The following is a 14,577-nucleotide window of genomic DNA, read 5'->3' on the forward strand; positions in this document are numbered from 1 at the left end:
CATCGGCGCCCGACGGCGCTTCGCTCAGTTCATTGCATCAGTGTCCGCCGATATAGGCGAACTTGAACAGGAACACGGCGGCGATGACCCAGACCATCGCATGCACTTCCCGTGCCCGGCCGGTGCAGAGCTTCAGCACGGCGTACGTGATGAAGCCGAAGGCCAGGCCGTTGGCGATCGAGTAGGTGAAGGGCATCGTCAGCGCGGTCACCGCGGCGGGGATCACCTCGGTGGTGTCTTCCCAGTCGAGCTCGACCAGGTCGCGCAGCATCAGGCAGCCCACGAAGAGCAGCGCCGGCGCGGTGGCATAGGCCGGCACCGAGCCCGCTAGCGGCGAGATCATCAGGCAGGCCAGGAACAGCAGCGCCACCACCACGGCCGTGAGGCCGGTGCGCCCACCCGCCTGCACGCCCGCAGCGCTTTCCACATAAGCCGTGGTGCTCGAGGTGCCGAGCAGCGAGCCGGCGAAGATCGCGCCGCTGTCGGCCAGCAGCGCCTTGTTCATGCGCTCCATCTTGCCCGGCACCAGCAGGCCGGCGCGCTTGGCCACGCCCATCAGCGTGCCGGTGGCGTCGAACATCTCGACCAGGAAGAACACCAGCACCACGTTCAGGATGCCGCCCTTGAGCGCGCCCAGGATGTCGAGCTGCATGAAGGTGGGCGCGATGGACGGCGGCGCATCGAACACACCATGGAACTTGTTGCCGCCGAAGAAGAACGACAGCACCGTCACCGTGACGATGCCGATCAGGATCGCGCCGCGCACCTTGAGCTTGTCGAGCGCCACGATGATGAGAAAGCCCAGCGTCGCCAGCACCACCGGCGCCGAGTGCAGGTCGCCCAGCGTGACGAAAGTGGCGGGCGATGCTGCCACCACGCCGGCGCTCTTCAGCGCGATGAGCGCCAGGAACATCCCGATGCCCACGGTGATCGCAGTTCGCAACGACTGCGGTATGCCCTGTATGAACAGCTCCCGCAACCCCGTGACCGTGACGATCAGGAACAGGCAGCCCGAGATGAACACCGCGCCCAGCGCAACCTGCCACGTGTAGCCCATGCCCAGCACCACCACGTAGGCGAAGTAGGCGTTCAGGCCCATGCCCGGCGCCATGGCAATCGGGTAGTTGGCGTACAGGCCCATGATGAGCGTGCCCAGCGCGGCAATCAGGCAGGTGGCGACGAAGACCGCGCCCTTCGGCATGCCCGCGTCCCCGAGGATCGACGGGTTCACGAAGATGATGTAGGCCATCGTCAGGAAGGTGGTGAGCCCCGCGATGACCTCGGTGCGCACGGTGGTGTTGTGCGCACTGAGCTTGAACAGGCGTTCAAGCAGGCCCGAGCCGCTTGCGCTGCCCACAGCCGCACGCGGACGCGCGGACTCGACATGCCCCGGGATGCGGGGCTCGGCGCCTTTCGGCGCCTGTTCCAACGTACTCATTTCGCTTGTCTCCAGCTGTTGTAGTGGCGGTTTTCATCGTTCCCCCGCTCACGACGCCGGCGCGAACGGGGTTTTCTCAGGGATCCGGGGTTTCAGGGGCGGCAGGCGGGCGCGCCGCAACGCCAGATACACCGGGTATGGCGGAAGCCGGAGGCCGCAGCGAAGCCGCCACGTCCTTGATGCATTCGCGCAACCAGCGCGCAGAGCTCGACGAATGGGTGCGTTCGTGCCAGAGCTGGTAGTACATGAGGCGCGGCAGCGCCACGGGGCAATCGAGAATCTTCAGCGGCAGCCGCGACGCAAAACGCTCGCAGTACTGGCGCCCGGTGGTCAGCACCAGCAGGCTCGAAGCCACCATGTCCGGAATGAGGCTGAAGTGCGCGCAGCGCGCCGTGATGTTGCGCTGCCGACCCAGCTCGTCGAGCATCTGGTCGATGATGCCGCGCCCGCCCGGGTGCATGGGCGTGGGCGCGATGTGCTCGGCCGCAAGCCATGTCTCCAGGTCCCAGCCGCGGCGCACCGCCGGATGGTCCTTGTTGACCAGCGACACCACCTCGTCGCCGAAGAGCCGCGCCATGTGCAGGTCTTCCGGTGGCTTGAGCCAGTTGCCGATCACCAGATCGACCTGGCCGAGTGCCAGGTGGCCGTGGTAGTCCGAGTCGGGCGAGAGCGCGTGGATCTCGATCTGGCACAGCGGCGCGTCGCGCTTGACCTGCGCCACCAGCATGGGCAGGAACAGCGGGTCCATGTAGTCGCTGGCCGCGATGCGGAAGGTGGTGGCCGCCGACTGCGGCTCGAAGCCCCGCGCATCCGAGAACAGCATCTCGGCCGCGCGAAGAATGCTCGCAGCCGGCTCGATCATGCGCAGCCCCGCATCGGTGGGCACCATGCCCGAGCCCGAGCGCACCAGGAGCGGATCGCCCGACAGCTCGCGCAGGCGCTTCAGCGCGGCCGAGACGGCCGGCTGGTACATGCCCAGGCGGATGGCTGCGCGCGAGACGCTGCGGTCGGTCAGCACAGTGTGAAGCACCCGGATCAAATGAAGATCGATCTTGTCGAAAAGCGCCTGGTCTCTCATGGCTGTTCACACCTTTCTTGTCTGTGCGAACAGTTATACAGCGCAGCATTTGGCGAAACCGGGTGTGGAAGTGAAGCTCGGACCGTGCGAGCACGGCCCGCTGTCATTCGGCCGATGCGGGTTCCACCGCCTGCACGGCGGTGATGGCTCGGAGGATCGACTCGCTGGTGGCCGGCGCCTTCAGCGGCGGATCGACCCTGTGCCCACCGGCCGCCGACACCGCATCGCGGATCGCGAAGAACACCGAGAACGGCAGCAGCAGCGGCGGTTCTCCCACGGCCTTGCTGCGGTGAATGGAGTCTTCGAAATTCTGGCCTTCGAACAAACGCACGTTGAACACGGGCGGGCAGTCGTTGGCGGTCGGAATCTTGTAGGTGCTGGGCGCGTGCGTGGTTAGCTTGCCGCTTTGCGGGTGCCACACCAGCTCTTCAGTGGTGAGCCAGCCCATGCCCTGGATGAAGGCACCTTCGACCTGGCCGATGTCCACCGCCGGATTCAGCGACTTGCCCGCGTCGTGCAGGATGTCGGCGCGCAGCAGCTTCCACTCGCCGGTGAGCGTGTCGACGATCACCTCGCTCACCGCCGCGCCGTAGGCGTAGTAGTAGAACGGGCGGCCCTGCATCTTGTCCTTGTCCCAGCTCAGGCCGGGCGTGGCGTAGAAGCCGTCGGACCACAGCTGCTTGCGGTCGAGATACGCCTCGCCCACCACGGTGCTGAAAGCCAGCGTGCGGCCGTTGACCTCGACCTTGTCGTTGGCAAAGCGCACTTCACTGGCCTTGCCACCATGGCGCTCGGACGCGCTCTCGGCCAGGCGCTCGCGAATCTGGCGGGCTGCGTCCTGCGCGGCCTTGCCATTCAGGTCGGCGCCGGTCGACGCGGCAGTGGCCGAGGTGTTGGCCACCTTGGTCGTGTCGGTCGCCGTGACGCGCACGCGCTCGAAGCTCACGCCCAGCTCGTGCGCCACCACCTGCGCCACCTTGGTGTTGAGGCCCTGCCCCATCTCGGTTCCGCCGTGGTTCACGAGGATCGAGCCGTCGGTGTACACGTGCACCAGCGCGCCGGCCTGGTTGAAGTGCTTCACGTTGAACGAGATGCCGAACTTCAGCGGTGCCAGTGCCAGGCCGCGCTTGAGCACCGTGCTCTTCTTGTTGAAGGCCGCGATGTCTTCGCGCCGCGCGCGGTAGTCGCTGCTGGCTTCCAGCTCAGCCACGAGTTCGTGGACGATGTTGTCGGTGACGGTCTGGCGATACGGCGTGACGTTGTTCTCCGCCTTGCCGTAGAAGTTGACGCGCCGCACGTCGAGCGGGTCGCGCTTCAATTCGCGCGCCACCGAGTCCATGATGTTCTCGATGGCAATCGCGCCCTGCGGACCGCCGAAGCCGCGGAAGGCCGTGTTGCTCTGCGTGTTCGTCTTGCCCGAGAAGCCGTGCATGGTCACGTTGGGCAGCCAGTAGGCGTTGTCGAAGTGGCACAGCGCACGCGTCATCACCGGGCCCGACAGGTCGGCCGAGTGGCCGGCGCGCGAGACCATCGTGATCTCTGCGCCGAGGATGCGGCCTTCGTCGTCGTAGCCGACTTCGTATTCGTACCAGAAACAGTGACGCCGGCCCGTGACCATGAAGTCGTCGTCGCGGTCGAGCCGCAGCTTCACGGGGCGCTGCAGCTGCCGCGCCGCGATGGCCGCCACGCAGGCGAACAGTGCCGACTGCGACTCCTTGCCGCCAAAGCCGCCGCCCATGCGCCGGCATTCCACATGCACTTCGTTCGACTGCAGGTGCATCGCATGCGCCACCAGGTGCTGCATCTCGCTCGGGTGCTGCGTGGAGCAATGGATGTGCAGCGCGCCGCCTTCCTTCGGAATGGCGTAGCTGATCTGGCCTTCGAGATAGAACTGTTCCTGCCCGCCCACGTCGAGCGTGGCCTTGTGGCGATGCGGCGCGTTGGCGATGGCGGTGCGCACTGCGGCCTCGTCGCCTTCGTTGGCGGCACCGCCGCTGCGCACGATGTGCATCGGCGGCACCACGTACTGGCCGCGTTCGTGCGCGGCCTGCGGCGTGAGCACGGGCGGCTGGGCCTCGATGGTCAGCGCGTCCTTGGCCTTCGCGGCGGCGCGGCGCGCGTCGGCGCGGGTTTCGGCGATCACGGCGAACACCGGCTGGCCGAGGTAGCGGATCTCGCCGCCGTCGTTCACAGGCAGCAGGATCGGGTCGTCGTGAATGATCGAGCCGCAGTCGTTGGTGCCCGGAATATCGTCGGCCGTGATGACCGCGACCACACCCGGCATGGCGCGAATGGCGTCGAGCGACAGCGCCGTGACGCGGCCATTGGCGGCCGGCGACAGGCCCAGCGCGCAATGCAGCGTGCCGGTGAGTTCGGGAATGTCGTCGATGTAAGTCGCTTCACCGGCCACGTGCAGGTGCGCCGATTCGTGAGGCCGACTGATGCCCACGCGCATGCCGCGCTCGTGCGCCAGCGCTTCAGCGCCCACGTCGATGCGGGCGGCGGTGTTGGTCAGGTAGTCGGCAAAGGCCTCGGAGGGCTGCAGCAGGCGGGCGTCGATGGGCTTGTTCATGGTCAGACTCCTGCGGCAGTGGCCGGGGTCGCGTGGGGCATCACGCTCCAGACGCTGGTTTCTTCCAGCGACAGGGCGTCTTCGGCGCGGGTTTCGAGCCAGAGGCGCTGAATGAGGTTCTGCGCCACCTGCAGCCGGTAGTCGGCCGATGCGCGCATGTCCGACAGCGGTTTGAAGTCTTGCGCCAGCGCGAGCCTGGCGGTGGCAACGCTGGCCTGCGTCCACGGCTTGCCGAGCAAAGCAGCCTCGGCATTCGCGGCGCGCTTGACGGTAGCGGCCATGCCGCCGAAGGCCAGGCGCACGGCTTTCACCGTGTCGCTGCCGGCTTCGAGCTCGATGGCGAAGCCCGCGCACAGCGCCGAGATGTCGCAGTCGAAGCGCTTGCTGATCTTGTAGGCGCGAATCTGGCGGCGCAGCGCGGCATGCGGAACGGCCAGCCCCTGGACGAATTCGCCGGGCTGCAGCTGGTTCTTCATGTAGTCCAGATAGAACTCGGGCAGCGGCATGCGGCGCACCACATCGCCGCGGCGCAGTTCGATCTGTGCGTCGAGCGCCATCAGCACCGGCGGCGAATCGCCGATGGGCGAACCGTTGGCCACGTTACCGCCCATGGTGCCTGCGTGGCGGATCGGCGGCGAGGCGAAGCGCAGCCACACCTCGGCCAGGCTGGGCACGCGCTCGACCAGTGCGGCGAAGGCGGATTCGAGCGAGGCGCCCGCGCCGATGTAGAGCTCGCCACCTGCATTGTTCGGGCGGTCTTCGATCGTCTTCATTTCGGCCACGTCGCCCACGTAGATGATGTCGCCCAGGTCGCGGAACTGCTTGTTGACCCAGAGGCCGACGTCGGTCGAACCGGCCAGCAGCTGGGCGCGTGGCTTCTGTTCGCGCAGCGCGGCAAGCTGGGCCAGGGTCTTGGGGGCGTGGAAGTGGTCGATGCGGGCGCCGAGCGGGGCGGCGTAGTTCAGGTCCAGGCCGTCGTTCTGCAGGGCGGTGAGCGCTGCGACCACGGGCTGGGTGTCGAGGCGAACCGAAGGCAGGTCGAACATGCGCTGGCCGGCATCGAGGATCGGCCGGTAGCCGGTGCAGCGGCACAGGTTGCCGGAGAGGTCGTCGGCCAGCTGCTGGCGGGTGGGCTGCGTGCCTTCGGCCTGGTGGTGCTCGTAGGTGGCCCACAGCGACATCACGAAGCCGGGCGTGCAGAAGCCGCACTGGGAGCCGTGGCAGTCGACCATGGCCTGCTGGACCGGGTGCAGCGTGTGCACGGGGTGCTTCTTGGCGATGTTGCTGTCCTGTGCCTTGGCCTGGCACTGGGTCTGCGCCTTGAGGTCTTCGACCGTGAACAGGGCCTTGCCGTGCAGCGTGGGAAGAAACTGGATGCAGGCGTTGACCGTCTGCAGGTTCAGGCCGCCAACGGCGCTGGGGGCGTTCGGGTCGGTTGCGAGTTCGCCGATGACGACGGTGCAGGCGCCGCAGTCGCCTTCGTTGCAGCCTTCCTTGGTGCCGGTGCAGCGGGCGTCCTCGCGCAGCCAGTCGAGCACGGAACGGGTCGGGTGGACGCCGGTGACGTCGACGATCTTTCCGCGATGGAAAAAGCGGATCGGGTGAATCTGGCTGCTACTGCTGCTGTCGGTGCTCATGCTTTTGGGCTCGTGGGGGACCCGTCGTGGGTCAGTCATGGACGTTAGCGGCTTGTTCGGCGTCGTGCATACGGAGGGGCCCATAACGCGTATGTGGGGGTCGGTATGCCACGTACGGGGAAACCCTTGCGCATGCGCTGCAATTACCGGGCCACACACCGGGCGGTGCCGTGGCCCGGGCGGTGGTCAGCCGTGCGCGATGGCCACCCACGCGGAGGCGATCAGCGTCGAGCCCGCCGCCGCGAGCAAGCCGCCGACCAGCCACTTCAGCGTACGCGGCCGCAGCTTGTTCGGCAACCGGTGGTGCACACGCGTCACCCCGTAGACCACAGGCATCGCGCACCCGGCGAGCAGCGCCGCATGCCACGAGAAATGCCCTGTCGGCACCACGATCACCAGCCGCACGAGCGAGTTGAACGCGAACATCAGCAGCAGCGCGCGGCGCACCAGCTCGCGGTCCAGCGGCTGGCGGTACATATGGAAGACGATGGGCGGCCCCGAACTCGAGAACAGCCCGCCCAGCACGCCCGACAACCCGCCGATGACGGCAAAGCTCGTGCGCCCCGACACCACCGGCAGCGGCTTGCCCTGCAGCACCAGAAGCACGGCGCAGCCCAGGATCGACACGCCCAGCAGCCCGCGCAGCCAGTTGACCGCCCCGCCACTGAGCCATGTGAGCAGCATCAGGCCCACGATCACGCCTACCGTGCTGCCATTGAGCGCCGGCTTCATCAGCTGCCAGGGCACCACGCCGGGCCGGGCGCGGAAATACGTCCACGCATTGATCAGGCTCAGCACCGTGGCGGCGTTGGCGGTGTCGCTCACGCTGGCGATATGGAACACCGACACCAGCCCGAGCAGGATGAGGCTGAATGCAAAACCGGTCAGGTTCTGCGCATAGGTGGCGAGCGCCACGCAGGCCATGAAGACCAGCACGGGGCCGGCCTGGGAAAGAACTTCTTGCACCGGCTGCGTCTTCAGAGTGCGGGGGAAAGGGGAAGCAAAACGAACATTCGAAAGCAATCAGGGCAACGGGAGGCGCAGAGGCGGCGGCCACCCAAGAATAACCGCGCGCCAACTCACGAATTCACGGCTTCTCCGAGAAGAGCTCGACGATGACCTGCCTGAGCCACCGGTTCCCCGGATCGGCCTCGAAGCGCTTGCTCCAGTGCAGCGACACCGTGAAGTCGCGCAGCGGAAACGGCGGCTCGACGATGGCGTAGCCCCCCTCCTGCGCAAAGCCGCGCGCAATGTTGCGAGGCATCACCACCGCCAGATCGGTAGCACGCACGATCGCCGGCAGCACCATGAAGTGCTCGGTAGTCAGCCGCAGCCGGTCTTCGAGGTTCAGCAGTTGCAGGATGCGCAGCGTGTCCGCATGCGTGCGCACCGCCACGTACTCGAGCTCTTGCAAGGCTTCGAGCAACGCCTGCCCGCTACGCCGCCGCTTCACAAAGGGATGGTCCTTGCGCAACAGCACGATGTAGCGGTCCTTCAGCAGCTGGGTGCTCTGGGTGTCCTTCACGCGCGGCAGGAAGCCGAAGGCGAAATCGACCTTGCCGCCGTCGAGGCCGGTGGCGATGTCGCCCGGCGCCAGCGGCATGGTCTCGACCCTCACCCCGGGCGACAACTCTCGCAGCCGCGCCATCAGCGCCGGCAGGAAGCGCCCCTCGCCGATATCGCTCATGTGAATGCGGAAGGTCTTGCGCGACACCAGCGGCTCGAAGTGGTCGGACTCGTGCAGCGCTTCTTCCAGCACGCTCAGCGCCGCCTGCACGGCCACCGCCAGCCGGTCGGCGCGCGGCGTTGGCGCCACGCCGCCGGGGGCGCGGGTGAAGAGCGCATCGGCAAGCAGCAGCCGCAGGCGGCCCAGGCCGTGGCTGGCTGCCGGCTGCGTGAGGCCCAGCGATTCGGCGGCACGGCTCACGTTGCGCTCGCGGTAGACCGCGTCGAACAGCCGCAGCAGGTTGAGGTCGAGCGTTTCCATATGCATGCCATTCATATTACTTAGCTCGATTATTTTATTGAACGCTGCAGCAGCGCCACGCACACTGGCGGGCGCTGTCCGGATCGCCCCCGCGACCGGACAGCCCCACGACAAGAAGGAGACAAGACATGGCCCCGATTCGTGCATTCGGCGCGTTCCGCGCGCATGCGGCGCTCGCCGCCCTTCTCTGCGCAGCCGTTACCGCATGGGCCCAGCAGCCGCCCACCGAAGAGCCGGGCTGGGCCAAGGGCAGGCCGAAGAACGAAGCCGCCACGCGCATGGCGCCGGTGCCCTCCTTCCCGATTCCGACCGTGGCCGACCAGTTGCCCACGGCCAAGTTCAAGCTGCCGCCCGGCTTCAAGGTCGAGACCTGGGCCTCGGGCGTGCTCGACGCGCGCGAGCTGCGCCAGGGCGCCAAGGGCACGGTGTTCGTGAGCACGCTCTTCGTGGGCAACAAGGTCTACGCGATCCCCGAGAAGGGCGACCGCAAGCCCAGGACCATCATCGACAAGACCGAGTTCGCCACCGGCATCGAGTTCTACAAAGGAGCGCTCTACCTCGCGACCCACAAGCAGATCGTTCGCTACGACGGCATCGAGGACAAGCTGGACAACCCCGGCACGCCCGTGGTGCTCAACGACAAGCTGCCCGGCGGGCAGGACCACAGCTGGCGCTACCTGCGCATGCACGACGACAAGCTCTACTACGCGGTCGGCGCGCCCTGCAACCTGTGCGAGCCCGACGACGCGCACGCGCGCATCTTCCGCATGAACCCCGACGGCAGCGGCATCGAGACCGTGGCGCGCGGCGTGCGCAACACGGTGGGCTTCGACTTCGATCCCAAGACCGGCAACCTCTGGTTCACCGACAACGGCCGCGACTGGCTCAGCGAAGACCTGCCGAACGACGAGCTGAACGTGGTGACCAGGCCCGACCAGCACTTCGGCTACCCGTACTGCCACCAGGGCAACATCGCCGACTCCGAATTCGGCTGGGGCAAGAGCTGCAACGACTATGTGAAGCCCGCCGCGCTGCTCGGCCCGCACGCCGCCGCGCTGGGCCTCACCTTCTACAAGGGAAAGATGTTCCCGGCCAAGTACCGCGGCGCCATGTTCATCGCACGCCACGGCCCGTGGAACCGCACCGCCAAGTACGCCGACATCGCGGTCGCCTGGCCCGACGGCAAGGGCGGCGCGAAGGTCGAGCCCTTCATGACCGGCTTCGTCGAGAACAACACCTACCTCGGCCGGCCAGTGGACTTCCTGGTGCTGAAGGACGGCTCGATGCTCGTGAGCGACGACCACGCCGGCGCTATCTACCGCATCAGCTACGGCGGCCGATGACACCAGCGGGCCTTCTCTTTCGACACGCGATGGCGGCAATGATCATGGCGGCCGCAGCATCGTCGGCCGGTGCACAGGGCACGCAGGCGGCAAAGGGCGGCTACGCCCAGCGCTACGCCGAGCTCTGCGCCTCATGCCACGGCGCCAACGGTCGCAGCGACATGGCAGGCACGCCGGTGCTCGCGGGGCAGCATTCGTTCTACGCGATCACGCAGCTGTATCTCTTCCGTGAAGGCCGGCGCGACAACCCCGCGATGACGGCGGTGGCCAAGACCATGAAGGACGAGGACCTGCGCGGCTTCTCGGACTTCATCGCCACCCTGCCCGCGGTGCCGCCCCCGCCGCCTGCCGCGCCGGCCGACGCGGCGCGCATGGCGCGCGGCCAGGCGCTGGCGCAGGAACATCGCTGCCTGCTCTGCCACGGCGCCGACCTGAGCGGCGGCCAGCAGGTGCCGCGCATCGCACAGCAGCACGAGGACTATCTGCAACTGTCCCTGCAAGGCTTCCGCACCGGCAAGCGCCCGGGCTACACGCAGGCCATGGGCGAAGCGGTGGGCCGCGTTCCGCCGGAAGACCTGGACACCCTCGCCTACTACGTGGCGCGCTTTCCCGGCGCGGCGCCCAAGCCGCCTCCCAAATAAACGCCCTCTTCCGGCATGCAGCACCGGCGGATGCACGGTGCCGGCACTGCGCACCCCGAACCCTCCCCCCAACGAACATCGGAGCCGAATCTCTTGGAAGTCTCATTCAGCAAGGAAGTGGAAATGCTGCGCCTCGGCGCAGGCGACACCTTTCACGGCGAGGGCATCCTCGCGATCACCAAGGGCCTGCTGCAATCGGGCGTGGCCTACGTCGGCGGCTACCAGGGCGCGCCGGTGTCGCACCTGCTCGACGTGATGGTCCAGGGCAAGGCCTACATGGACGAGCTGGGCGTGCACGTGGAGGCCTGCTCCAACGAGGCCTCGGCCGCGGCAATGCTCGGCGCGTCCATTCACTACCCGCTGCGCGGCGCGGTCACGTGGAAGTCCATCGTCGGCACCAACGTGGCGGCCGATGCGCTGTCGAACCTGTCCTCGCCGGGCGTGACCGGCGGCGTGCTGATCGTGGTGGGCGAGGACTACGGCGAAGGCGCCAGCGTGATCCAGGAGCGCACGCATGCCTACGCGCTCAAGTCGAGCATGTGCCTGCTCGACCCGCGGCCCGACCTCGGCGTGATGGTGCGCATGGTGGAAGAAGGCTTCCGCCTCTCCGAAAGCTCGAACATGCCCTGCCTGATGGAGCTGCGCATCCGCACCTGCCACGTGCGCGGCAGCTTCGAATGCAAGGACAACATGGCGCCCGCCATTTCGACCCGCGCGCTGATGACGGAGCCGGCGGGCTTCGACTACATGCGGCTCGCGCATCCACCCGTCACCTTCCGGCACGAGAAGCTCAAGGGCGACGAGCGCATTCCGGCAGCGCGGCGCTACATCGTCGAGCACGGCCTCAACGAGCTGATACCGGGCCAGCGCCACGCCGACCTTGGCATCGTGGTGCAGGGCGGGCTCTACAACGCGCTGATCCGCAGCCTGCAACAGCAGGGGCTGGCCGATGCCTTCGGCGAGACGGACATACCGATCCTCGTGCTCAACGTCACCTACCCGCTGGTACCTGAACAGGTCGCCGACTTCTGCGTAGGCAAGCGCGCGGTGCTTGTGGTGGAAGAAGGCCAGCCCGAGTACATCGAGCAGGACATTGCCACGCTGCTGCGCCGGCGCGACATCCAGACGCCGCTGCACGGCAAGGACATGCTGCCGTCGGCGGGCGAGTACGGCGTCGAGGTGCTGTCGGGCGGCATCGGAGCCTTTGCCGCGAAGTACATCGAGGCAAGCGAAGCCTCGTCTTCTGCGCAGGCCTGGTTGGCCGGCAACCGCGAGCGCCGCGAAGCCGTTGCGCGCAGCCTGAGCGCGCCGCTGCCCAACCGGCCGCCGAGCTTCTGCATCGGCTGCCCCGAGCGGCCTGTGTTCTCGGCGTTGAAGCTCGCGCAGCAGGAAACAGGGCCGGTGCACATCGCGGCCGACATCGGCTGCCACGCCTTCGGCACCTTCGAGCCCTTCTCGATGGGCCACTCCATCCTGGGCTACGGCATGAGCCTGGCGAGCCGCGCGGGCGTGGCGCCGATGATGAACCGCCGCACACTGTCGATCATGGGCGACGGCGGCTTCTGGCACAACGGCCTGCTCACGGGCGTGCAGAGCGCGCTGTTCAACGGCGACGACGCGGTGCTGCTGATCTTCAAGAACGGCTACACCTCGGCCACCGGCACGCAGGACATCATCTCGACGCCCGACGACGAGATCAAGGAGCGCGCCGTCGACAAGCAGCAGAGCCTGGTCGACAAGAACCAGACCATAGAAGACACGCTCAAGGGCCTGGGCGTGAAGTGGATGCGCACCGTCACCACCTACGACGTGGAGCGCATGCGCAAGACGCTGACCGAGGCGCTCACCAGCGATTTCAACGGCCTGAAGGTGGTGATCGCCGAGGGCGAATGCCAGCTGGAGCGCCAGCGCCGCATCAAGCCGTGGATTGCCGGGTTGCTGAAGAAGGGCGAGCGCGTGGTGCGCGTGAAGTACGGCGTCGACGAGGACGTGTGCAACGGCGACCACGCCTGCATCCGCCTGTCGGGCTGCCCGACGCTCACGCTCAAGGACAACCCCGATCCGCTGAAGGTGGACCCAGTTGCCACCGTGATCGACGGCTGCGTGGGCTGCGGGCTGTGCGGCGCGAATGCGCATGCGGCCACGCTGTGCCCGAGCTTCTACCGCGCCGAGGTGGTGCAGAACCCGAAGTGGCATGAGCGACTGCTGCACGGGCTGCGCGGTGCGGTAGTTCGCGCATTGCAACCGGCGTGAGGAGCGAAGGCATGGAACAGAACCGCCCCCTCACCCTGCTCGTTTGCGCCCTCGGCGGCGAAGGCGGCGGCGTGCTGACCGAATGGCTGGTCGACATCGCACGCCACGCCGGCTACGCGGCGCAGAGCACGTCGATTCCCGGCGTGGCGCAGCGCACGGGCGCCACCACCTACTACCTCGAAGTGTTCCCTGTGCCGCTCGCGCAGCTCAGCGGCAAGCGCCCCGTGTTCAGCCTGAGCCCGGTGCCGGGCGCGCTCGACGCGATCGTCTCGTCGGAGCTGCTGGAAACCGCGCGGCAGATCGGCAACGGCATGAGCGCGCCGCTGCGCACGCTGGTCATCAGTTCGTCGGCACGCATCTTCACGACGGCCGAGCGCATGGAGCCCGGCGACGGCCGCGCCGACGCGCAACGACTTCTCGACGTGGTGAAGGCCTTCAGCCGCGAGCATCATGTGTTCGACATGAACGCCATCGCGCGCGACAGCGGCACGGTGGTCAGCGCGGTGATGCTCGGCGCCATCGCGGGCAGCGGGCTGTTTCCGTTCCCACGCGAGGCCTACGAGCACGTTGTGCGCGGCGGCGACACGAGCGCGCCGGACAAGCTCGGCAAGATGGCCGCCGCCAGCCTGCGGGGCTTCGCGGCAGCCTTCGACGCGGTGAGCGCCCCGCGCGCACAGGCCGCCTTCGTCAGCAGCGTGCTGGCCGGAGACACGAGCGACGCACCACCGCCAGCCAGCGCCCTGCCCGCCGACCTCGCGCGGCGCTTTCCGCCGGCCGTGCACGACATGCTCACGCTCGGCCACGCCCGCGTGCTCGACTACCAGGACGCCGCCTACGCCGCGCTCTACACCGAACGCCTGAGCCGCGTGCTGGACGCAGAGCGCGCCGCCGATCCGGCCGGAGCACATGGCTTTGCCATCACCCGCGAGGCCGCGCGCTGGCTCGCGCTGTGGATGGCCTTCGACGACATCGTGCGCGTGGCCGCGCTCAAGGGCCGCGCGAGCCGCGCACAGCGGGTGCGGCAGGAGGTGCGGGCCGGCGATGAAGACATCGTGAAGGTCTACGACCACTTCAAGCCAGGTGCCGCCGAGTTCGCGGCGCTGCTGCCTCCTTCGCTCTCGCGCCGCGTGACGGCATGGGACCGGGGCCGGCAGGCGCGCGGCCTCGCGCCGTGGGCGCTGCCGCTGAAGGTGGGCAGTCATTCGGTGTTCGGCATGGCCTCGCTGCGGCTGCTGGCCTCGCTGCGCTGGCTGCGCCGCCGCGGCAGCCGCTTCGCCGAGGAACAGGCGCTCATCGAACGCTGGCTCGCCGCCGTGGAAGCCGGCACGCGCGAAGCCTGGGCGCTGGGCCACGAACTCGCGCTGTGCGGGCGGCTCATCAAGGGCTACGGCAGCACCAACGAACGCGGCAAGGACAACCTGCTGCACGTGACCGACCAGCTCGCCGCACAGTCCGGCGTGGCGCCGGCCGAGCGCGCGCTAGCCGTGGCCGCCGCGCGCACGGCCGCACTGGCCGACGACGCGGGCAAGGCGCTCGATGCCGCACTGGTCGAGCATGGCGCGCCCGCACGCCCCATCAAGGCCCAGCCCATCCGCTGGATGAAGCGCAAGCCGACCGGCGGCGCCTGA

The 14,577-nt window shown here is 68.0% G+C and carries 10 protein-coding genes; 4 read left to right on the forward strand and 6 right to left on the reverse strand.

Going from position 1 to position 14,577, the window contains the following annotated elements; genetic code table 11:
• Positions 1-37: 37 nt before the first annotated feature.
• The 6 genes from ACN9MV_RS23450 to ACN9MV_RS23475 form a co-directional block, all read right to left on the reverse strand.
• Positions 38-1,438: an NCS2 family permease gene (locus ACN9MV_RS23450; protein ID WP_426389710.1), complete on the reverse strand. Its 1,401-nt coding sequence runs from the start codon at positions 1,436-1,438 to the stop codon at positions 38-40.
• 76 nt (positions 1,439-1,514) lie between these two features.
• Positions 1,515-2,516, reverse strand: a complete 1,002-nt coding sequence (locus ACN9MV_RS23455; RefSeq protein WP_426389711.1) for a LysR family transcriptional regulator — start codon at positions 2,514-2,516, stop codon at positions 1,515-1,517.
• A gap of 103 nt (positions 2,517-2,619) precedes the next feature.
• Positions 2,620-5,088 (reverse strand): xanthine dehydrogenase molybdopterin binding subunit, encoded by a 2,469-nt coding sequence (gene xdhB / locus ACN9MV_RS23460; RefSeq protein ID WP_426389713.1) that lies wholly within the window; start codon positions 5,086-5,088, stop codon positions 2,620-2,622.
• A gap of 2 nt (positions 5,089-5,090) precedes the next feature.
• Positions 5,091-6,725 carry a xanthine dehydrogenase small subunit gene (gene xdhA / locus ACN9MV_RS23465; RefSeq protein WP_426389714.1) on the reverse strand — a complete coding sequence of 545 codons (1,635 nt, stop codon included), beginning with the start codon at positions 6,723-6,725 and terminating at the stop codon, positions 5,091-5,093.
• 186 nt (positions 6,726-6,911) lie between these two features.
• The gene (locus ACN9MV_RS23470; RefSeq protein WP_093058845.1) at positions 6,912-7,691 is read right to left on the reverse strand and encodes a sulfite exporter TauE/SafE family protein; all 780 of its coding nucleotides are present in this window, start codon (positions 7,689-7,691) and stop codon (positions 6,912-6,914) included.
• A gap of 121 nt (positions 7,692-7,812) precedes the next feature.
• Positions 7,813-8,718, reverse strand: a complete 906-nt coding sequence (locus ACN9MV_RS23475) for a LysR family transcriptional regulator (protein ID WP_371127583.1) — start codon at positions 8,716-8,718, stop codon at positions 7,813-7,815.
• Positions 8,719-8,840: 122 nt separating this feature from the next.
• Here ACN9MV_RS23475 and ACN9MV_RS23480 point away from each other — a divergent pair, with 122 nt between their 5' ends.
• The 4 genes from ACN9MV_RS23480 (at position 8,841) to ACN9MV_RS23495 (ending at position 14,577) form a co-directional block, all read left to right on the forward strand.
• Positions 8,841-10,055: a PQQ-dependent sugar dehydrogenase gene (locus tag ACN9MV_RS23480; RefSeq protein ID WP_426389716.1), complete on the forward strand. Its 1,215-nt coding sequence runs from the start codon at positions 8,841-8,843 to the stop codon at positions 10,053-10,055.
• A 29-nt stretch (positions 10,056-10,084) separates the two neighbouring features.
• Positions 10,085-10,696, forward strand: a complete 612-nt coding sequence (locus ACN9MV_RS23485) for a c-type cytochrome (RefSeq protein ID WP_177192877.1) — start codon at positions 10,085-10,087, stop codon at positions 10,694-10,696.
• A 93-nt stretch (positions 10,697-10,789) separates the two neighbouring features.
• Positions 10,790-12,949, forward strand: coding sequence for an indolepyruvate ferredoxin oxidoreductase subunit alpha (locus tag ACN9MV_RS23490; protein WP_093081391.1), 2,160 nt, complete (start codon positions 10,790-10,792; stop codon positions 12,947-12,949).
• An 11-nt stretch (positions 12,950-12,960) separates the two neighbouring features.
• On the forward strand, positions 12,961-14,577 hold the full coding sequence (locus ACN9MV_RS23495; RefSeq protein ID WP_426389718.1) for an indolepyruvate oxidoreductase subunit beta family protein: 1,617 nt from the start codon (positions 12,961-12,963) through the stop codon (positions 14,575-14,577).

This window comes from Variovorax sp. R-27 (assembly GCF_049913215.1).
Taxonomy (GTDB): Bacteria; Pseudomonadota; Gammaproteobacteria; order Burkholderiales; family Burkholderiaceae_C; genus Variovorax.